The sequence below is a fragment of the Hoeflea phototrophica DFL-43 genome (genome assembly GCF_000154705.2).
Taxonomy (GTDB): Bacteria; Pseudomonadota; Alphaproteobacteria; order Rhizobiales; family Rhizobiaceae; genus Hoeflea; species Hoeflea phototrophica.
Genome location: NZ_CM002917.1, coordinates 599,414 through 618,691, shown reverse-complemented (window position 1 = coordinate 618,691; position 19,278 = coordinate 599,414). Strand labels below are relative to the sequence as shown.

The window sequence follows — 19,278 nt, the reverse complement described above, 5'->3', positions numbered from 1 at the left end:
CAAAACCGCCTGTTCAGTCCTTGCGGAAAATCAAGCTTCCAAGCCATCCCGTCAGGGTGGCGATCAGCACCGCGATCAGACCGTAGATGAAGGAATGGGTATGGGCCAGGTTGAAAATGAACTGCTCCAGACCGGTCTTGACGACCCTAAGCGGGATCATTTTCTCCATGACGAATTCGCCATTTTTGTAGAGCACGGCACGCACCCGGTGCTGGCCGATCGGAATGCTCGCCGGAAGCCGCACGGAGGCCTTGAACAGCGCCTTGGAGATAAATTGGACGCCAGTGGGATCACGCTGGTAGAGGCCGCTGGTTTGCTTGATACGGCGCAACGCATCTCGAAAATCAGTCAGCCGTGATCCATCACCTATATTGCCACTCGGGATGAGGCGCAGATTGGCTATGCCGATGTCGCGCGCCGAGAGCTCCAACAAGTTGGCGATGTCGGCCAAAGGTCTGGTACTCGACATCGAGTAGGATGCAGGGATCGGCTCAAACCGGATCGAATGGCGGTTGATCCAGATTCCGGCAACGCGTTCTTTGCGGCGCACGGTGGTCGATTTGCGCGGCCCCTCAAGCGCCACCACGACATCATAGGCGAAGGTCGACAGCAGCAGCTCGTCGGCCCGATCGATGGCACCGAAAACCGTAATGTCGGCGCCGGAGAAATCTGACGCAATGGCGATCTCGTTGGTGGAAATGCCGATATCAATCCGCTCGACAAATTTGTCGTTGATCGAGACGGTCGGATCGGAAATCTGTGCCGCGGCCGGGCGCGTGCCCGTCAGCAACGCGATCGGCAGCAGCGCAATCGACATCAGCAACAGGGACATTGACAGGAGGGCGCGCATCAGAATCCCGAGCTCCCGCTGACAACCGAATAGATTTCGTCAGGCGGCAGGACAAGCCCGATGCCCAGGCGGATCCCAACCGCGAGAACCAGAAGTGCAAGGCCTGCGCGCAATTGCTCGCCGCGCATTTTCTGGCCGACTCGAACGCCGTATTGCGCCCCGATCACGCCGGCGATCATCAACAGCCAGGCCAGCACGATATCGACCGTATAGTTGGTGGTCGCCTGCACCACCGTCGTAAACGCGGTGACGAATATGATCTGAAACAGCGATGTGCCGATCACGACATTGGTTGGGATGCGCAGCAGATAGATCATCGCCGGAACCATGATGAACCCGCCGCCAACGCCCATCACCGATGTGAGAATGCCGATCGCAAAGCCCAGAGCGATCACAGGGATGATGCTCAGATAGATCTTGGAGCGCTTGAAGCGCATCTTGAAAGGCAGCCGGTGCACCCAGTTGTGCTGGCCGGGCTTGCGCAACGGAACCGGATTGTTGTTGGCCGCGCGGCGCATGGAGTTGACGCTCTCCCACAGCATCAGACCGCCGACAGATCCGAGAAACACCACATAGAGCAGCGAGATGATCAGATCTAGCTGCCCCAGCTGCCGCAACAGGGTGAAGATCTGTATGCCGACGGTTGCGCCGCCCAGACCGCCAATCAGAAGCACAAGGCCAAGCTTGATATCGAGCGAGCCGCGCCTGAAATGCGCAAGAGCTCCCGAAATCGATGAAGCGACGACCTGGTTTGCGCCGGTAGCAACCGCAACGGCGGGGGGAATGTTGTAGAAGATCAAAAGCGGCGTGATCAGAAAGCCGCCGCCAACGCCAAACATACCCGACAGGAATCCAACCGCTGCGCCCATCCCGAGGATGACGAAGACATTCACCGACAGTTCAGCGATCGGCAGGTAGATGGTCACCTTGCGCCCCCGGGCGTCAATGGCTGGGAAATGGGTTCAAGACCGGGATGCACCCGATCAAGACGGTTTTGCGCGTTTCGTTCGTGCAAGTCAAATGACGAGCAGCGCAAAATGCAGCCATTGATGCATTGCCGTTGCGCCTATGCCTCATCTTGCAAAAATGCCAGCGAAAAGCGCATCTTATCTGACGGCGACTGTATCCGTGAACGTGCGTTCAGATCAGATCCACTTTGGTCGGGCAGATATTGCCAGGCCGGACAGCGCCCGACCTGCTTGTCAACCGTTTCGCTCGAGCAATTCCTTGACCAGCCGGTCGTCAATCTCACCGGTCGGCTCCATGCCGATCGAAGACTGGAACGCCTTGATCGCTGCGACCGTTCGCTTGCCCATGACACCATCGGGCGCGCCGGCATCGAAGCCATTGTTGTTGAGGATTGCCTGGATGTTTCGGATCGCCTTGCCCATGTCCACAGAAGCGGTTTCGGTGCTGTCTCCGCCCCATGCCGCAGGGATCTCGACCGCATTGGCTTCGGCGTTGATCGGCTGTGCAGTCCAGTTGGCAACGGCTTCGCGCGCGGCTTCGGCCTGTTCGGGCCGGAGGGCATTGAAGACTTCGTCACGCTTGACGCCTGCATCCTTGTCACCGTCATTGGCGGCAATGGCGAACCACTTGTAGGACTGCACGAGATCACGGGTTACACCGTCACCGCGGGCATAGAGAATGGCGAGGTTGACCTGGCTGTCACGCACACCGATCTCGGCGCCGCGTTCAAACCATTCCGCAGCGTTGGTGAAATCCGGTGCGGGGCCTGCAGTTGCATAGAGCACAGCCAGATTGTGCATGGCGCTGGCATTGCCCAGCTCAGCGGCCATCTGGTACCACTTCTTGGCGATGGAGAGATCGCGCTCGACCCCGCTGCCCTTCTCATAAAGGTTTGCGAGACGGTATTGCGACGGCGCATGGCCCAGATCGGCAGCACGCTGATACCAGCTGGCCGCCCTTTCAAGATCGACGGTCACATCCCGGCCTTCGGTGAAGCGTGCTCCGATTTCATAAAATGCGAGGGGGTTTGACGCAGCCGCTGCAGCCTTGAGCGCGGCCGGGGCCGCCCCCTCAGGAAGCGCATCGAGCTCTGCGATCAGGGCTGATGATTCCTCGCTTTGGGCGGGGATCTCGGTATTCGAAACAGCATCCTGCGCCACTGCCGCAGGGCCAATTGCTGCGGTCTCCTCAAGCGAAGTCACATTTGGCAGATCGTCCGTCTCCGCCCCCTGGGGAGCAGGCTCGATCACCCGGACCTCGGGAAGCCTGGTTTCAGCCACCTCTTGGGATGCCTGAAGGTCGGCCAGACCGGTTTCGTTCGCCACAGGGGCATCGGATGTCTCAACCGGCGCAGCAGGCTCAATGATGGCCGGTTCGGTAACTGCCACATCCTTGCCGCCACCCGACAGGAAGCCAGTGATAAGCGGATAGGACATGACTGCAAGCAGGACCGCACCGGCAGCCATCAGAATCGGGCGGCGGCGCGATTTCAGGACGGACATGAGGCCACCCTTCTTACCGGCCCGGCTTTTGCCAATGGTCTCCACTTCAGCCGCAGCGGCCATTGCCGCACGGCGCGCAGAGGCCAGGAAGTCCGCCTTGTCAGATCCGTCTTCTCCAGCACCGCCGCGTTGACGTTCGGCAGCCTGGGCCTCACGAACCTTTTTCAGGATCCGGTTGATATCCGGTGCGCCTGAACCCGGCTCAAGCGGCATGTTGGCGGTTTCCGGATCAATGTCCATCGCGGGATCGAGCGACGGGGAATCGTTTTCAGCGAATTGCGGCTCGGTGACCGTTTTGGCTGGCTGCTTGCCTGGGCGTATGCGCGCCGCCAAGCCAGAGAGAAAGGATTTCTGGTCGCTGCCTGCCGCGTCATCGTCCTGGGCATCGGCGGCCTCGCTTACGGCGTAGGCAGCAGCAAGAGCGGCAGCTTCGGAGGGCGACTGCTGGGATGGACGCGCAGGCGCTTCGCTGCGGGGCGCAGCATGCTCCACGGGATCCGAATGCCGCTGCATGGCATTCTCTGAGAGGCCGGGCATCGACGCTTCAACGCTCGACCGTGCATCGGCCACAGCCTCACGCATTTCGCCCAGACCTGCTGAACGGACCGATGTCGGAAGCGAATCGAGTTTTTCCAAGCGGCCGGCGATCTTGAGCAGCGTTTCCTGTACCGCTTCGAATGCCCGCATGGTGCGGTCGTCGCTCTTGCGGCTGATCCCCTCAAGCGCCTTGAGGTCGTCTGCCAGAGCGGTGATGACCTCTATGTTGGCGATCGTCTCAGGCGACTGGGCGCTCCCGGGCTGGCCCGAATACGCGCTCACAGCCGCTTCAGCGGCCTGCCGGGCAGCTTCGACGATGAACTCGTCGCTGGTTGCCAAATGCTCCTCGATAGAGGCGAAACGCTCATCGAAGGCGCTGGATGCGGCTGATTGCGGCGCGGAGCTGACAAGCCGGGACAGGTTTGCGATCTGGTCCTCCAGACCACGCAACGCGTCGTCACCAGGCCCTGAATGGCCCGCGCTCGACATATCGAGACGGTTGGCGATGTCAGCAAGGCGTGCCTCGAGGTTTTCGATGCCGGGGATCGCCACTGGTGCAACTTCCATCGACCGGTCAAGGCGCGCGGATATCTCCGCCAACTGTGCCTCAACGTTTTCAAGCCCGCCGGAAGGATGCATGGCATGACCAGCAGCATTGACCTCCGCCTGCTGCAGTCGAGCAGCGATCTCGGCAAGCCTGGCGTCGAGCGTTTCCAGGCCTGGCAGTGGATCGATGTTGCGCGATTCCGATTGCTCGGCGCGACCGATCAACGCCTCAAGGCGACCGATAACGGCGTCCGGCACGCCGGCTGCCTGCGGCTGGCTCAAGGACAGGTTGTCGATCTGGGCAGTCAACTGGTCGAGCCGTGTGAGCAGAGACTGGTCGATGCCGCGCGTGTCAAGCGCCTCGATCTTGCCCGAGATATCGGCGAGGTGGCTCGACAGCTCTGGCATGGCATGGTTTTGCGCGCCGCTTTCCAGCAGGCTCTGAAGACGTTCAATCCGGGCATCGAGGCGGGCGACGGCTTCCTCATCGGCGAGCTGGGCCACACGGGCGGCCAGGCTTTCGATCCGTGCGCCAATATCTGCACCACCGGAGCCGGCCCCCGGCTCAAGCTGGTCGATCTTTTGAGACACCGATGCAAGACGGGCCTCAAGACGGTCGAACGGAGCATTGTCCATTTCTGGCTTCATCGGTGCGGGAATTGCAGCGATGGCACGGGTGATTTCATCAAGACGCATGCCCAGCTGATCGAGCTGGCGCGGAAGCTGGGGATCGCCAACGCCGGTTTGCTGCGACATAGCTTCGATCGCGGCGGCCAGTTCGCTGATCTTGTTTTCGATGGCCTGAACCTGGGCCGTTTCCGGCCGCGTGGACAGCGCTGCCCGAATGTCATCTACGCGGTAGGCGAGATTGACCAGTTCCTCGCGAAAGCCACCGACATCGAGCGCGGAAACCTGATCCTCCATCGTCTGCCAGCGGTTCTCCAGCGCCTGGACGCTTTCTTCGCGGGCAAGCCGGTCAATCATCGAACGCATGGAATCGAGCTCAAGCCGCAGCGAATCGGTGCCTGAAGCCTGCGAGCCCAGAGCATCGATCGAAGCTGAAATTCCTGCGAGATCCCGGCGCAAGTCGTCCGGAAAGGCCTGATCGCGGGCGTCTTTGCGCAAGCCGGTCATTTCATTGCGCAGAGCGACCATTTCACGAAGCAAGGTCTCGCTGAGTTCGGAGGTGGGCGCGGGACGCGGTGCAGATGCTGATTGCTGAACGGGGCCGCGCTGCGCAGCGGCCTGAGAAGCCTGGCGGCCATTGCCGCGCGGAACATCCTGGAGCGCGCGCTGACGTGCGCGAATGCCATCGATCAGGCCAGATCCGGCGCCGTAGGCAGGGTTAGCTCCGGATTGGTGAGCAGTTCCCGCACCCGCGCCGCGACCAAGCATGCCTTCAATTCGCGCTTCCAACCCTTCAATCGTGCGATTGAGGGCATCCAGAGACGTGTCACCGACACTGTTCCGGTTTGAATATGATCGCGATCCGTTCATTTTCGCTTCCGCTTCGCCTTGTTCGGATTGAGCCCCTTGCTTCAACCCGGCTGCTGCAACTCTAACCGGCGGTCCTCGGTCTGCACCATGAAAGCCATAGCAATTGGCTCTCAGGCTTTACCGTCGGGATCCCGAAACAAGTGTCCGGAAGTGCTGCTCTCAACGCGCACATTCATCGAAACGTGGTAAACAACCCGTTAACCAAGGTTACTTTTCTTGTCGACAGGCTTGATGAACACCGCGACTTGACGGTGCAAAAGGTTTAATGGCACACCGCAAACGTCGCTTGCGGCGCACCCGACCAACGACAGCCTTGGCGAACCATAAACGACATGACGGATACCAGCGCGGACCAGGACGAAGCGGTTTACAAGATCGGGGACCTTGCCGAAGAGTTCGGCGTGACCTTGCGGACCCTTCGGTTTTACGAAGACAAAGGCCTGCTCAAGCCAACGCGTGTGGGCGTGACACGCCTGTTTACAAAGCGGGACCGGGGCAGGCTCAAACTAATCTTGCTGGGCAAGCGGGTGGGCTTCTCGCTGGCCGAAGTAAAACGCATGATCGATCTTTATGATCCGCGTGGCCAGAACGTGACGCAGCTCAAGGTCGCGCTCTCAAAGGGCGAAGCGCAGATGAAGGTGCTCGAAGACCAGCGCGACAGCATCAACACGGCGATCTCCGAGCTGGAGCGGACGATTTCGGTGGTCCGCGAAATGCTGAAAGAACCAGAGTAACCCTCTGACTGGCCGCGCGGCACTGATCCGCCCTCGCTGAAAACATCTCCTTTCCATGTCGCCCGCATCCCAGGCTCCTGCCGCAAGCGGGCTGAGCTTAGCTTTTATGAGCTGGTCTGATCTCCGGCCGTTTCCTGCGCGCTACATCGCTGCGGCCGTTTGTTGTTTGGAGCTCCATCTTTGGAACCGGTCGCGGTCTTTGCCGCAGATGAGCGATTTCCACATCGGCTCAGTGGATCAATCCGCCAGGAGGGTGGAACTTGCCGACCGGTCCACTCAAGCGTCGACCTTCATATCTCCGAGCGCTTTCCAGGAACATGCAAGCCGCGATTTTCAACTTTTTTCTTCAAAAAAATCACGAAAATCCCCGTATTGGGGCTATTTCCACATCACAATAGATAAATATCCATTGATGCGGCATTTTTTTACGTTTACGCAAACGTCAAAATTTTGTATGAAGAGCCTCACAGGCTGATGCGCTATTCTGCGCCAGGCCATGAACGAACAAGGGATGAGGAAACATGCCAGTCTTCAAGGCGCCCGTCGACGATACGCTTTTCATTCTCAACGATGTGCTCGGATATGAGCGCTACATGAATCTTCCCGGTTTCGCCGATGCAAGCCCGGACATCGTCGAAGCCATCCTGCAGGAAGGCGCACGGCTGTCTGAAGAGGTCATGCTGCCCCTCAACCAGGTTGGTGATACGGAAGGCTGCACCCGGCACGACGACGGCACGGTGACGACGCCGAAGGGCTTCAAGGAAGCCTACAAGCAATATTGCGAGGGTGGCTGGCTTGGACTGGCAGCACCCGCTGAATTCGGCGGCCAGGGCTTGCCCTACGCGCTGCATGTGGCCGTTGGCGAGTACATGTCTTCTGCGAACCTGTCGTTCATGATGTATCCCGGCCTGACCCAGGGCGCGATCGCAGCGATCCACGAGCATGGCTCGGATGAGCAGAAAGCCAAGTATCTGCCGAAGATGGTGGAAGGGATCTGGACCGGCACCATGAACCTGACAGAGCCGCATTGCGGCACCGATCTGGGCCTGTTGCGCACCAAAGCCGTGCCGCAGGGTGATGGCAGCTACAAGATTTCCGGCCAGAAGATCTTCATCTCGGCGGGCGAGCACGACATGTCCGACAACATCATTCATCTGGTTCTTGCCCGAATTGAGGGCGCTCCGGAAGGCGTGAAGGGCATTTCGCTGTTCATCGTGCCGAAGTTCATGGTTGGCGACGACGGATCGCTGGGCGACAGAAACCCGGTCTCCTGCGGCTCGCTCGAAGAGAAGATGGGCATTCACGGCAACGCCACCTGCGTGATGAACTACGACGAGGCCACCGGCTATCTGATCGGCGCTGAAAATGCCGGCTTGAAAGCAATGTTCGTGATGATGAACGAAGCCCGTCTCGGCGTTGGCCTGCAAGGCCAGGCGATGGGTGAGATCGCCTATCAGAACGCAGTCGTCTATGCCCGCGAACGGCTGCAGGGCCGCTCGCTGTCCGGCCCCAAGGCGCCGGAGAAGAAGGCCGATCCGATCATCGTGCATCCCGATGTGCGCCGCACGCTGATGACCATCCGCGCCTTCAACGAGGCCGGCCGTGCCTTCATGCTGTGGACCGCACTGAAATCGGACATTGCCCACCGCTCCGAAGTCGAAAGCGAGAAGCAAGAGGCGGACGATCTGCTGACTCTGGTCACCCCTGTGGTCAAGGGCGTGCTCACCGACAAGGGCTTCGATCACGCAGTGATGGCGCAGCAGATGTTCGGCGGTCACGGCTATATCGAAGAATGGGGCATGAGCCAGTATGTCCGCGATGCCCGCATCGCCATGATCTATGAGGGGGCGAACGGTATTCAGGCGCTCGATCTGGTGGGCCGCAAGCTCGGCCAGAATGGTGGCCGCGCCGTTATGGCGTTCTTCAAGGAAATTGGCGATTTCTGCGAAGAGAATCGCGGCAATGAGGAACTGGCACTTTACACCAAGGGCCTGAAGAAGGGTCTCAACGACCTCCAGGCCTCAACCATGTGGCTGATGCAGAACGCGATGGCCAAGCCCGACAATGCCGGTGCTGCCTCTACCGACTACATGCATCTGTTCGGTCTCGTTTCTCTCGGCTACATGTGGGCCCTGATGGCCAAAGCCGCCGTCGAAAAGCGCGCCGCCGGCGCCAACGGCAAGGATGAATTCCTCGCCACCAAGCTGCTGGTCGGAAAATTCTACATGGAACGGATCATGCCGGAGACGGTTTTGCGCAAGGCGCGCATCGAAACCGGTGCTGACACCATGATGGAACTGGCAGAAGCCGCTTTCTAACCGGCAAGCGCCGAAGCTGGAGGCTTCGGCGCTTGCCGCGCATGCTGCCGGACGGGCTGAACCGTCCGGCGTCATTTTCGGGAGGACAACATGGCCACCATGCCATCGGAAGTGCTTGGCGTACCCCGTCCGGACTGGATGGAAGACGATGTCGCAATGCTCGCAGACATGGCCAGCCGCTGGCTGGAAGCCGAGGTCGTGCCGCATTACGACCGCTATGAAAAACAGGAGATGGTGGATCGCAGTGCCTGGGAAGACGCAGGCGCGGCCGGTCTGCTATGCGCCGCGATGCCGGAGGAGTATGGCGGATCAGGTGGGACCTATGCCCACGAGGCGGCAATCATCGAAGCACTCGGACGCACCGGCACGGACGGATTCGGAATCGCATTGCACAGTGCCATCGTCGCACCCTACATCCTGCATTTCGGCTCCGAAGAGCAAAAGCAGAAGTGGCTGCCCAAAATGGCGACGGGCGAGTTGATTGGCGCTATTGCCATGACCGAACCGGGCGCCGGCTCCGACCTTCAGGGCATCAAGACATCGGCCAAGAAGGACGGCAATCACTATGTCATCAACGGCTCCAAGACCTTCATCACCAATGGCCAGCACGCCAATCTGATTATCGTGGTAAGCAAGACCGATCCGGCGAAGGGAGCCAAGGGCACCTCGCTTATGGTGGTCGAGACCGACGAGGTGGAAGGTTTCCGGCGGGGCCGCAATCTCGACAAGGTGGGGCTTAAATCCAACGATACGTCCGAATTGTTCTTCGACGATGTGCGCATTCCCACCGCCAACATGCTTGGCACCGAGGAAGGCCAGGGCTTTGCACAGCTGATGACTGAACTGCCGCAGGAACGGCTGCTGATTGCCAATCAGGCGATCTCGATGATCGAACGGGCACTGGCCATCACCATTGACTATGTCAAGGAGCGCAAGGCTTTCGGAAAGGCAATCATCGATTTTCAGAACACCCAGTTCAAGCTGGCGGAGCTGAAATCGGAAGCGGTGATGGCGCGGGTGTTCGTCAACCACTGTGTCGGCGAGCACCTGAAAGGCCAGCTCAGCACGACCACAGCATCGATGGCCAAGTACCTGACCACGGATCTGCAATGCAAGGTGGCCGATGAATGCGTCCAGCTGCATGGCGGCTATGGTTACATGAACGAATACCCGGTGGCGCGGATGTTCCGCGATGCCCGGGTGCAGCGGATCTATGGCGGCACCAACGAGATCATGAAACTTCTGATCGCAAGGAGCCTGTGAGAGATGTCCCGTTTCACTCTTGATTGCTTTCTCGAAAGTGGCAACGCCTACAAGGCCGCGCTCATGCTCGAACTCAGCGGTGCTGATTGGGAGGCCCGCCGGGTGGCGTTCTTTACCGGTCAGACACGCTCGCCCGAATTCCGGGAAATGAACATCATGGGCGAGGTGCCGGTGCTCACCGATCACCGGCCTGGCGGAGACCTGGTGTTGAGCCAGTCCGGTGCGATCCTCGACTACCTTGCCGGTGTGCTGGGCCAGTTTGGCGCCACAGATGAGAGCGAGCGAAGCGAAATCCTGCGCTGGCTGCTGTGGGACAACCACAAGCTCACAAGTTACACCGCAACCTACCGGTTCATGAATCATTTTCAGAACAAGACCGATGATCCGGTGACGCAGTTCTTTCACGCACGCGCGGTGGGCGCATGGAAGGTGCTGGATGCGCATCTTGCCAGCCGCGACTTCGTGGTTGCTGACCGCCCGACCATCGCTGATCTGTCGCTGTGCGGCTATCTGTTCTGGCCAGGCCAGATTGGCATGGATCCGGACGCCTATCCGAACATACAGGCTTGGCTCGGGCGTATCGCTGCTCTGCCCCGCTACAAACGACCTGAAGATCTGATGCCGAGCGGGATGGATCCTGCGACGGCAACTGCTTGAACATCACAGAACACAAACACCCTGGAGACACCGATGGCTGATGTATTTGTTTATGATCATGTCCGCACCCCGCGGGGCCGCGGCAAGAAGGACGGAAGCCTGCATGAGGTTCCTTCTGTCCGCCTCGCCTCACGCATGCTCGAAGCGCTGCGCGACCGCAACGGACTTGCGACCGAAAAGGTCGATGACGTGGTCATGGGCTGCGTCGATGCAATCGGGGAAGCCGGCGGCGACATCGCCCGCGCGGCCATTTTCGAAGCCGGTTATGCGACCGAAGCGCCGGGGCTCCAGATCAACCGTTTCTGTGCCTCAGGCCTCGATGCGATCAATTTCGGCACTGCCAAGATCGCCCAGGGCGCTGATGATATCGTCATCGCCGGCGGCGTGGAATCGATGTCACGCATCGGCATCGGCATGCAGGGTGGTGCCTGGTTCATGGACCCGTCGGTCAACATCCCGTCCTATTTCATGCCGCAGGGCATTTCCGCCGATCTGATCGCCACCAAATACGGATTCTCCCGTGACGATGTCGATGCTTACGCTGTCGAAAGCCAGAAGCGCGCCGCCCATAGCTGGGAGAAGGGTTACTTTGACAAGTCGGTGGTGCCGGTCAAGGACATCAACGGCCTGACCATTCTCGACCGTGACGAGCACATGCGCCCGGGCACCGACATGCAGGCGCTGGCGAGCCTCAACGCCTCGTTCGGCATGATGGCGGAGATGGGCGGCTTCGGCGCCGTTGCCATCCAGGCGCATCCGGAAATCGAGAGCGTCAACCACGTTCACCACGCCGGCAACTCGTCAGGCATTGTTGACGGTGCCGGCCTAGTGCTTCTGGGCTCCAAGCGTGGCGGCAAGACCATGGGGCTCGAGCCCCGCGCCAAGATCCGCGCCTTCGCCAATATCGGCTCGGACCCGGCGCTGATGCTGACAGGACCGGTGGATGTGACCGAAAAGCTGCTCAAGCGCGCCAAGATGAAGATCGAGGACATCGACCTGTTCGAACTCAACGAAGCCTTCGCCTCGGTGGTGCTTCGCTTCCAGCAGGCTTTCGACATTCCGTCCGACAAGATCAACGTCAATGGTGGCGCCATCGCCATGGGGCACCCGCTGGGCGCCACCGGTGCGATGATCCTCGGCACCGTGCTCGACGAGCTGGAGCGCCGCGACCTCAACACTGCCCTTGTCACGCTGTGCATCGGCGCGGGCATGGGCACCGCGACGATCATCGAACGCGTCTGATTTCGGAGAACCATCATGAGCAATGAAATTTACACAGTCGACGTCGACAATGACGGCATCGCGCTCGTCACATGGGACATGACCGACCGGTCGATGAATGTCTTCACCCAGGCAGCACTCGAGCAGCTTGACGCGCTGGTCGACCGGTTTGTGGCCGATGACGCCGTCAAGGGCGTGGTGTTCACATCGGGCAAATCCACCTTTTCAGGCGGTGCGGACCTGACGATGATGAAGACCATGCTGGCCGGCATGGCGGAAGAAAAACGCACCAATCCGGACAACGCCCAGCAGATGCTGTTTGATCAGGTGGGCCGTATGAGCTGGCTCTACCGCAAGATCGAAACCTGCGGCAAGCCGTGGGTCTCGGCGATCAATGGCGTGTGCATGGGCGGCGCGTTTGAATTGTCGCTCGCATGCCACGGCCGCGTGGCCGCAGACTCGCCATCGGTCAAGATGGCACTGCCCGAGGTCAAGGTCGGGATCTTCCCCGGCGCCGGCGGCACCCAGCGGGTTCCGCGCCTGACCAATGCGCAGGACGCGCTGCAGATGATGACCACCGGTCAGTCGCTGACACCGTCGCGGGCCAAGGCAATGGGTCTGATCCATGAAGTTGTCGAACCGAAGAAACTGATCTCCGCCGCCAAGGCGATGATCAAGGGCGGGCTTTCGCCGGTCGCGCCCTGGGACGTCAAGGGCTTCAAGCTGCCTGGCGGTCAGGTTTGGTCGGCGCAGGGCGCGCAACTCTGGCCTGCGGCTTCGGCGATCCTGCGACGCGAAACCCAGGACAACTACCCCGCCGCCAAGGCGATCCTGCAAAGCGTTTTCGAAGGCCTGCAGGTTCCCATCGATACGGGGCTGAAGATCGAGCAGCGCTATTTCAGCCATATCCTGCAAACGCCTGAAGCGCAGTCGATGATCCGCTCGCTGTTTGTCTCGCTTCAGGAGATCAACAAGGGCGCGCGCCGTCCCGAGGGCATCAAGCCGACCAAGTTCCGCAAGATCGGCGTTGTCGGTGCGGGCTTCATGGGCGCGGGCATTGCCTATGTGACGGCGAAGGCCGGCATTCCGGTGGTCCTGATCGACCGCGATATGGAAGCGACCGCCAAGGGCAAGGCCTATTCGGAAGAGCTCGTCAAGAAGGGCATCCAGAGAGGCAAAACCACCAAGGAAGCGGGCGAGAAGCTGTTGTCGCTGATCACCACCTCCACCGATCATGCCGATCTGGCGGATGCGGACCTGGTCATCGAGGCCGTGTTCGAAGACCGCGACGTCAAGAAGACGGTCACGGAATCGATCGAGGCACAGATCCGGCCGAGCACGGTGCTGGCATCAAACACCTCGACCCTGCCCATCACCGGTCTCGCGAAGAACTCGAAGCGGCCGAAGAACTTCATCGGCATCCACTTCTTCTCGCCCGTCGACAAGATGATGCTGGTGGAGATCATTCTGGGTCGGAAAACATCGGACAAGGCGCTCGCAGTGGCGCTTGATTATGTTGCCGCGATCAAGAAGACGCCGATTGTCGTCAACGACACACGCGGCTTCTTCGTCAACCGCTGCGTTCTTCGCTACATGAACGAAAGCTACAACATGCTCGCCGAGGGTGTGCCGCCGGCAATGATCGAGAATGCCGCCAAGATGGCCGGCATGCCGGTCGGGCCGCTGGCGCTCAATGACGAGGTCGCCATCGATCTTTCGCTGAAGATCGTCCGCGCCACAATTGCCGACCTGGGCGAGAAGGCCGTCGATCCGCGCCATCTGGAGCTTGTCGAAACGATGGTCGAAAAGGAAGGCCGGCTCGGCCGCAAGAACGGCAAGGGCTTCTACGACTATCCGGCCAAGCCGGCGAAGAAGCATCTTTGGCCGGAGCTGAAAACGCTCTATCCGCAGCTCGATGCCGCCAAGGTCGATGTACAGGAACTCAAGAACCGCTATCTTGCGGTGATTGCCCTGGAAGCGGTCCGCACCGTCGAGGAAGGCATTGTCACCGATCCGCGCGAGGCGGATCTCGGCACCATTCTCGGCTTCGGCTTCGCGCCGTACACCGGCGGGGCACTGAGCTACATCGACAGCATGGGCGCTCAGGCCTTTGTCGACATGTGCAAGGTTCTGGCACGCAAGTACGGCAAGCAGTTCCGCGCACCGAAGCTGCTCGTCGACATGGCCGCGAAGGGTGAAACCTTCTACGGACGGTTCAATCCCTACAAGGATGAAAAGGCTGCAGCCTGATCAATGTTCCGAAACACTGCTGACCAAAAACGGGCCTTCGGGCCCGTTTCCTTTTGCGTTTAGATGTCAGTTTGAAAATCGCGCCAGACCTTTCAGCCTCGGGCTCTTGTCTCAAGCCTTTTCAGTGACCAGCGTGTAGCAAAGCGGCAATTGGGCCTCCCGGGCGACATAGATGTCGTAGTCGACCTCCCGGTTGGAATGCGGGTATTCGGTCAATTGCCTGATCTGCAGGCCGGCCTCGACACAGCCTGTAATGATCTCGCCCATGGTATGAAAATGCCAGTAGGAGGGCGGCGCCTTGGCGGTTTGCGATCCGTCATAGACAATCTCTTCATCGGTGATGAACGGCTCGGTCCGGAAATAGGAATAGGCGGGCCGGTGCGGATCTTCCGCATGGGGTTCAAACATGTCGAGCACCGGGTGGGTTTCATACATCACCAGCCGCCCGCCTGGTTTGAGCAGCGAGGCCACACTGGCCAGAAAACCGTCCAGATCCGGCATCCAGTTGATCACCCCGATGGTGATCAGGGCGAAGTCGAACGCGTTGCTGAGATCCTCCGGCAGCGCGTAGACATTGGCATTGACGAAACGGCAATTGTTTTTGTGCGGCGAGACCGTACGCAGCTGTTCGGCCAAAGACAGGAAGGCGGAAGACTGATCAATGCCCACGGCTTCGCGCGCGCCGAGCGCCAACATCGAAAGGGTTTCGCGGCCGTTGTTGCAGCCGACCTGAACCGCTCGCGCGCCCTCAATTCCCTGTTTCCGGAGGAGCTGATCGATCACCGGATCAAAGGTCGCAAAAGCGGGATCCTTGAACCCCTGGATTTGCCGCGCCCATTCCGGACTTGCCTGATGCCGGGCGGCGGAGGCATCCCATGCCAGCCGGTTGGCCTGGGTTGTCATGTCTGTATCAAGGGTCATTGCCAACACCTCCTGAATTTATCCGCTGGTTTGGGTGACCGGTAGCCGAGGTTACAGCCATTGCAAGAGTGACGCGCTGGTAGCGTTTTTGGTCTCAAGCGACCAGTGCAGCGCTGCATCAACGGCCGGGAAACATTACGATTTGCCTTGCCGGAAGCGTTTTTTGTCGACACTGTGACTGGCAAAGGGAGGCCGAGCGGATGCGTGAGATCGACTATTATTTTTACAGTGCGTCGCCATTTACCTATCTCGGCCACAACAGGATCTGTGATCTGGCGGAGCAGCACAAGGTGCAGCTTAACTACAAACCGGTCAATCTGGCAGCGATCTGGGACATTTCAGGCGCGGTGCCGCCTGGGAACCGGCCACCGGTGCGGCAACGACTGCGGTTAATCGAGTTGCAGCGGCTTGCCCATTGGCGCGGACTGCCGATCAAGACCATCCCCAAACACTGGCCCGTCGATCCCGCGCTGGCTGACAAGGTTGTCATATCGCTGGTCACCGACGGGCATGATCCCCGCTACTTCATTGGCAAGGTGCTTGCGGGGGTCTGGGCCCATGATGATGACATCACCGATGAGGCGGTGCTGGCATCCTATCTCTCACAGGTCGGCCTGGATCCCGGTCCTCCATTGATCGATGCCAAGACCGAAGAAATGGCAGCTATTCGTGAGCGCAACACGCGCGAAGCAATCGCCGCGGATGCGGTCGGCGTGCCGACCTATGTCTACAATGGCGAACCGTTCTGGGGCCAGGACAGGATTGAAATGCTGGAACAGGCGCTGGTGACAGGCAGACAGCCTTTCAGGCCCGGCTGATTGAGAAATGGCCCCGTCGTGGGCGTATATCCGCAAGAGGATATTTTTCCTAGGCCGCTTTACTCGTTAGGCTCCCCTCATGTAAAAAGGGAAAACCGGTCCGTGCTTGCATGTGTCCGGGGGCTGCACTTTCCGCTCGACGATCGGGTTCGGGATCGCGGCAGCCATTGACACTCGAACCTCTGGCGCACCCCGAATGGCTGATCCGGCCTGGCGATGCGGCGGAACTGAAACAGCGGGATGACGCCCATGCTCTCGCATGAACGGATCTGGTCCGCGCTTGATGCGCTTGCTGAACGCCACGGGCTGACAGCTTCGGGACTGGCGCGGCGCGCCGGTCTTGACCCCACAGCCTTCAACAAGTCCAAGCGCCGAGGTGCCGATGGCCGTGACCGCTGGCCCTCGACCGAGTCACTGGCCAAGGTTCTGGATGCGACCGGTTCGTCGCTGAATGATTTCATGAGCCTCGTCGTAGGCGGTCAGCGCAACGATGCAAGTGCCATTCCCGAGGGCGCGTTTCCGCCGCAGGCAGGGTCAATCCCCTTGCTGGGCTTTGCCCAGGCCGGGTCTGGAGGTTTCTTTGATGATGGCGGCTTTCCCGCGGGCCAGGGTTGGGATGTGGTCGATTTTCCGGCGCAACCATCGGAACGGCCGGGTGTCTACGCGCTCGAGGTGCAGGGCGACAGCATGTTGCCGCTTTACCGCGATGGCGACATCCTGATTGTCGAACCCGGCGCACAGGTCCGCCGCGGCGACCGGGTGGTGGTGCGCTCTGGCGAGGGCGAGGTGATGGCCAAGGTGCTCAACCGTCTAAGCCCGAGATCGGTGGAGCTGATCTCTCTCAATCCGGACCACCCCAACCGCAGCTTCGAGCTTTCGGAGATCGACTGGATGGCGCGGATCATCTGGGCAAGCCAATAGAGTCATCCAACCCAAAACCGGCAAGCCGGATCAGACTGCATACCGCCTTTCGCCAATGCCGCTGCGGCGAATTGGCTGACCCGCGCATCGGCGCTTGTACCGCAAAGCGGGACTTTCTATTGTCGCACGAAACCAACAGAGAATCAGATCATGACCAGCTCCGTTCAGACCCACGACGCCCTGATATACCTGATGGTGACCATGTCTGCCGTCGACAAGGCCATGAACGATGCCGAACTGGCCCGGATTGGCCGCCTGGTCACCTTTCTTCCGGTGTTCAAGGGGTTCGACGAGGACCGGCTGATCGAGGTGACACGGTCGGCTGCAGAACTGCTTCAGGGGCCTGAAGGACTTGATATCGTGCTCGAAGTGGTGCGTGACGCCCTGCCCACACGCTTGTATGACACGGCCTACGCGCTGGCGGTGGAAATCGCCTCTGCGGATTACAATGTCCAGCAGGAGGAAATCCGGTTGTTGCAGATGCTACGCGACCGTCTGGGCCTCGACAAGCTGACCTGCGCGGCCATCGAACGCGGCGCCATCGCCCGGTTCCGCAACGCCTGATCCTCGCCGGTCTCAAGCAGCAGTGCGCTGTCGGTGATCCAAGGTATGGTGCATGGCTTGGGATCCCGGCCGGGGCTGCAGCGCTCACTTCAACGTGTTTCGCAAACACATGCACGTTGTGGCATGAAACTGTGACACTTGAACGGAGGTGATGATGGAAATTCTCGGCTTGTCCGAACCGGTCGTCCGGTTGATGTCGTTTGCCTCGATATTCATCATCCTGGCGGCGATCGAATTGCTTGCCCCCCGGCTTGAACGTGATGAGATGCGCGGCGCGCTCAAGTCTCGTCGCTGGATGACCAATCTCGCCATGGTGGTGCTGTCTTCCGTGGCGCTGCGGATCATATTTCCCGCCGCGGCCGTCGGAACCGCGATCTGGGCAGAGAGCAACGGGTTGGGCTTGCTTCCCATGACCGGAATACCGCTGTGGTTTGCGGGCCTGGTTGCGTTCGTGGTTCTCGATTTCGCCGTTTGGCTCGAGCATGTGGTAAGCCACAAATGGCCATGGCTGTGGCGCATCCACCGCATGCATCATGCCGATACCGGCTTTGACCTGACGACAGCGCTCAGGTTCCATCCGCTGGAGATCGTGCTGTCGATGCTGTGGAAGGCTGCAATCATCATTGCGCTTGGAGCCCCGCCTATCGCTGTGCTGATCTTCGAGATCGTGCTCAATGGCGCGGCGATGTTCAATCACGCCAATATCAAGCTTCCCAAGCCGGTCGACGCACTCTTGCGGCTGATCATCGTTACACCCGACATGCACCGGATCCACCACTCCTCAGACCTGCGTGAGACCGACACCAATTACGGATTCAACCTCGCGATCTGGGACCGGCTCTTTTCAACCTATACGGAGACGCCCCGGCTTGGTGAAACAGGGCTCGAAATCGGCCTCAAGGAATGGCGCGACGACCGGCCGGCCCGGTTGGGATGGGCACTTGCCCTGCCGTTCAGATATCCGCCGTCCGCGCGTCCAAGCGAGACAGCCGATCAGAAGAGCCCGTTGGGGAACCAGCGCAGATAGAGTTCGGCAAACCGCCCGTTGCGATTGAGTGCTGCGAGCGCATGGTCAAAGGCCACTGCCAGACGCGCATTGCGCGGGCTCACGGCGATTGCCAGACCTTCACCCAGATGCGCCTGGGAGATGTAGGGGCCATCAAGAAAACCACAGCACGTCTCTGCCGACTGACTCGCCAACCAGAACGAGAGCTGCAAGCCGTCGCCAAAAACGGCATCAATGCTTTCGGTCTTCAGCGCGTTAAGCATCCATTCGTGACGTGAGAAGGTCACCGGCTTGATATCCGGGAACCAGTCTCTCAGCATCGCTTCGTGAGCTGTGCCGTCGATGACCCCAACCCGCTTTTGTGACAGCGTCTGCGCGCTGGTTTCTGCGCCTGCACTGTCCCTGCGCGCTGCAAAGCGTGCCGGCAGTGTCAGATAGGTTCGCGTGAAGCGATACTCCGCCGCACTTTCAGGCGTCATTGCGATGCCTGAAATAATGGCTTCGGCCTGCCCGGTTTTCAATGCGTCTGGCAGTTCATTCCATGGCAGTGCCTGAATCTGGCATCGGGCGAGAACCTCCAATTCGGTACAGATGGCACGGGCGAGGTCGATGTTGAAACCCGCAAGACGACTTGTCTGATCGAGGAAGCTGAAAGGCGGAAAGTCCACGGTGGCGATGAAACGGATGCGTGGAAACATCTGAAT

The 19,278-nt window shown here is 60.0% G+C and carries 15 protein-coding genes; 10 read left to right on the top strand and 5 right to left on the bottom strand.

Translation table 11 applies throughout. The features are described 5' to 3' along the window. Nucleotides 1-13: 13 nt before the first annotated feature. From HPDFL43_RS02910 to HPDFL43_RS02900, 3 genes are all read right to left on the bottom strand, one after another. The gene (locus tag HPDFL43_RS02910) at nucleotides 14-817 is read right to left on the bottom strand and encodes a TIGR02186 family protein (RefSeq protein ID WP_425348851.1); all 804 of its coding nucleotides are present in this window, start codon (nucleotides 815-817) and stop codon (nucleotides 14-16) included. 32 nt (nucleotides 818-849) lie between these two features. Further along, nucleotides 850-1,776, bottom strand: a complete 927-nt coding sequence (locus HPDFL43_RS02905) for a sulfite exporter TauE/SafE family protein (protein ID WP_007200065.1) — start codon at nucleotides 1,774-1,776, stop codon at nucleotides 850-852. A gap of 276 nt (nucleotides 1,777-2,052) precedes the next feature. After that, nucleotides 2,053-5,901, bottom strand: a complete 3,849-nt coding sequence (locus HPDFL43_RS02900; protein ID WP_040448984.1) for a peptidoglycan-binding protein — start codon at nucleotides 5,899-5,901, stop codon at nucleotides 2,053-2,055. A 332-nt stretch (nucleotides 5,902-6,233) separates the two neighbouring features. On the opposite strand from HPDFL43_RS02900, the gene HPDFL43_RS02895 reads away from it, so the two are divergent. From HPDFL43_RS02895 to HPDFL43_RS02870, 6 genes are all read left to right on the top strand, one after another. After that, nucleotides 6,234-6,635, top strand: coding sequence for a MerR family transcriptional regulator (locus HPDFL43_RS02895; RefSeq protein WP_007200063.1), 402 nt, complete (start codon nucleotides 6,234-6,236; stop codon nucleotides 6,633-6,635). Nucleotides 6,636-7,156: 521 nt separating this feature from the next. Beyond that, nucleotides 7,157-8,953 carry an acyl-CoA dehydrogenase C-terminal domain-containing protein gene (locus HPDFL43_RS02890; RefSeq protein ID WP_007200062.1) on the top strand — a complete coding sequence of 599 codons (1,797 nt, stop codon included), beginning with the start codon at nucleotides 7,157-7,159 and terminating at the stop codon, nucleotides 8,951-8,953. Nucleotides 8,954-9,043: 90 nt separating this feature from the next. Next, nucleotides 9,044-10,216: an acyl-CoA dehydrogenase family protein gene (locus HPDFL43_RS02885; RefSeq protein WP_007200061.1), complete on the top strand. Its 1,173-nt coding sequence runs from the start codon at nucleotides 9,044-9,046 to the stop codon at nucleotides 10,214-10,216. Between the two features lie 3 nt (nucleotides 10,217-10,219). Beyond that, nucleotides 10,220-10,873, top strand: coding sequence for a glutathione S-transferase family protein (locus tag HPDFL43_RS02880; RefSeq protein WP_007200060.1), 654 nt, complete (start codon nucleotides 10,220-10,222; stop codon nucleotides 10,871-10,873). 33 nt (nucleotides 10,874-10,906) lie between these two features. Continuing rightward, on the top strand, nucleotides 10,907-12,115 hold the full coding sequence (locus HPDFL43_RS02875) for an acetyl-CoA C-acetyltransferase (RefSeq protein WP_007200059.1): 1,209 nt from the start codon (nucleotides 10,907-10,909) through the stop codon (nucleotides 12,113-12,115). 15 nt (nucleotides 12,116-12,130) lie between these two features. Next, nucleotides 12,131-14,344: a 3-hydroxyacyl-CoA dehydrogenase NAD-binding domain-containing protein gene (locus HPDFL43_RS02870; RefSeq protein WP_007200058.1), complete on the top strand. Its 2,214-nt coding sequence runs from the start codon at nucleotides 12,131-12,133 to the stop codon at nucleotides 14,342-14,344. 111 nt (nucleotides 14,345-14,455) lie between these two features. Here HPDFL43_RS02870 and HPDFL43_RS02865 read toward each other — a convergent pair whose 3' ends face one another. Continuing rightward, nucleotides 14,456-15,265, bottom strand: coding sequence for a class I SAM-dependent methyltransferase (locus tag HPDFL43_RS02865; protein WP_007200057.1), 810 nt, complete (start codon nucleotides 15,263-15,265; stop codon nucleotides 14,456-14,458). 200 nt (nucleotides 15,266-15,465) lie between these two features. Between HPDFL43_RS02865 and HPDFL43_RS02860 the strand changes: the two genes are divergently transcribed. The 4 genes from HPDFL43_RS02860 to HPDFL43_RS02845 all read left to right on the top strand — a co-directional run bounded on the left by HPDFL43_RS02860 (nucleotide 15,466) and on the right by HPDFL43_RS02845 (nucleotide 18,595). Then, a complete protein-coding gene (locus tag HPDFL43_RS02860; RefSeq protein WP_007200056.1) occupies nucleotides 15,466-16,083 on the top strand; it encodes a 2-hydroxychromene-2-carboxylate isomerase in 618 nt (205 codons plus the stop codon). A 249-nt stretch (nucleotides 16,084-16,332) separates the two neighbouring features. After that, a complete protein-coding gene (locus HPDFL43_RS02855; protein WP_040448982.1) occupies nucleotides 16,333-17,004 on the top strand; it encodes a S24 family peptidase in 672 nt (223 codons plus the stop codon). A gap of 150 nt (nucleotides 17,005-17,154) precedes the next feature. After that, complete coding sequence (locus HPDFL43_RS02850) at nucleotides 17,155-17,568, top strand: tellurite resistance TerB family protein (protein WP_007200054.1); 414 nt, start codon at nucleotides 17,155-17,157, stop codon at nucleotides 17,566-17,568. A 154-nt stretch (nucleotides 17,569-17,722) separates the two neighbouring features. Then, nucleotides 17,723-18,595, top strand: coding sequence for a sterol desaturase family protein (locus HPDFL43_RS02845; protein ID WP_040448981.1), 873 nt, complete (start codon nucleotides 17,723-17,725; stop codon nucleotides 18,593-18,595). Here HPDFL43_RS02845 and HPDFL43_RS02840 read toward each other — a convergent pair. Next, on the bottom strand, nucleotides 18,562-19,272 hold the full coding sequence (locus HPDFL43_RS02840; protein ID WP_245271090.1) for a transporter substrate-binding domain-containing protein: 711 nt from the start codon (nucleotides 19,270-19,272) through the stop codon (nucleotides 18,562-18,564). The genes HPDFL43_RS02845 and HPDFL43_RS02840 overlap by 34 nt on opposite strands. Between the last annotated feature and the right edge of the window lie 6 nt (nucleotides 19,273-19,278).

Coding starts and splice junctions, on each gene's coding strand:
- HPDFL43_RS02910 (WP_425348851.1), bottom strand. CDS start 817: ATGTCGATTGCGCTGCTGCCGATCGCGTTGCTGACGGGCACGCGCCCG.
- HPDFL43_RS02900 (WP_040448984.1), bottom strand. CDS start 5,901: ATGAACGGATCGCGATCATATTCAAACCGGAACAGTGTCGGTGACACG.
- HPDFL43_RS02895 (WP_007200063.1), top strand. CDS start 6,234: ATGACGGATACCAGCGCGGACCAGGACGAAGCGGTTTACAAGATCGGG.
- HPDFL43_RS02890 (WP_007200062.1), top strand. CDS start 7,157: ATGCCAGTCTTCAAGGCGCCCGTCGACGATACGCTTTTCATTCTCAAC.
- HPDFL43_RS02885 (WP_007200061.1), top strand. CDS start 9,044: ATGGCCACCATGCCATCGGAAGTGCTTGGCGTACCCCGTCCGGACTGG.
- HPDFL43_RS02880 (WP_007200060.1), top strand. CDS start 10,220: ATGTCCCGTTTCACTCTTGATTGCTTTCTCGAAAGTGGCAACGCCTAC.
- HPDFL43_RS02875 (WP_007200059.1), top strand. CDS start 10,907: ATGGCTGATGTATTTGTTTATGATCATGTCCGCACCCCGCGGGGCCGC.
- HPDFL43_RS02870 (WP_007200058.1), top strand. CDS start 12,131: ATGAGCAATGAAATTTACACAGTCGACGTCGACAATGACGGCATCGCG.
- HPDFL43_RS02865 (WP_007200057.1), bottom strand. CDS start 15,265: ATGACCCTTGATACAGACATGACAACCCAGGCCAACCGGCTGGCATGG.
- HPDFL43_RS02860 (WP_007200056.1), top strand. CDS start 15,466: ATGCGTGAGATCGACTATTATTTTTACAGTGCGTCGCCATTTACCTAT.
- HPDFL43_RS02855 (WP_040448982.1), top strand. CDS start 16,333: ATGCTCTCGCATGAACGGATCTGGTCCGCGCTTGATGCGCTTGCTGAA.
- HPDFL43_RS02850 (WP_007200054.1), top strand. CDS start 17,155: ATGACCAGCTCCGTTCAGACCCACGACGCCCTGATATACCTGATGGTG.
- HPDFL43_RS02845 (WP_040448981.1), top strand. CDS start 17,723: ATGGAAATTCTCGGCTTGTCCGAACCGGTCGTCCGGTTGATGTCGTTT.
- HPDFL43_RS02840 (WP_245271090.1), bottom strand. CDS start 19,272: ATGTTTCCACGCATCCGTTTCATCGCCACCGTGGACTTTCCGCCTTTC.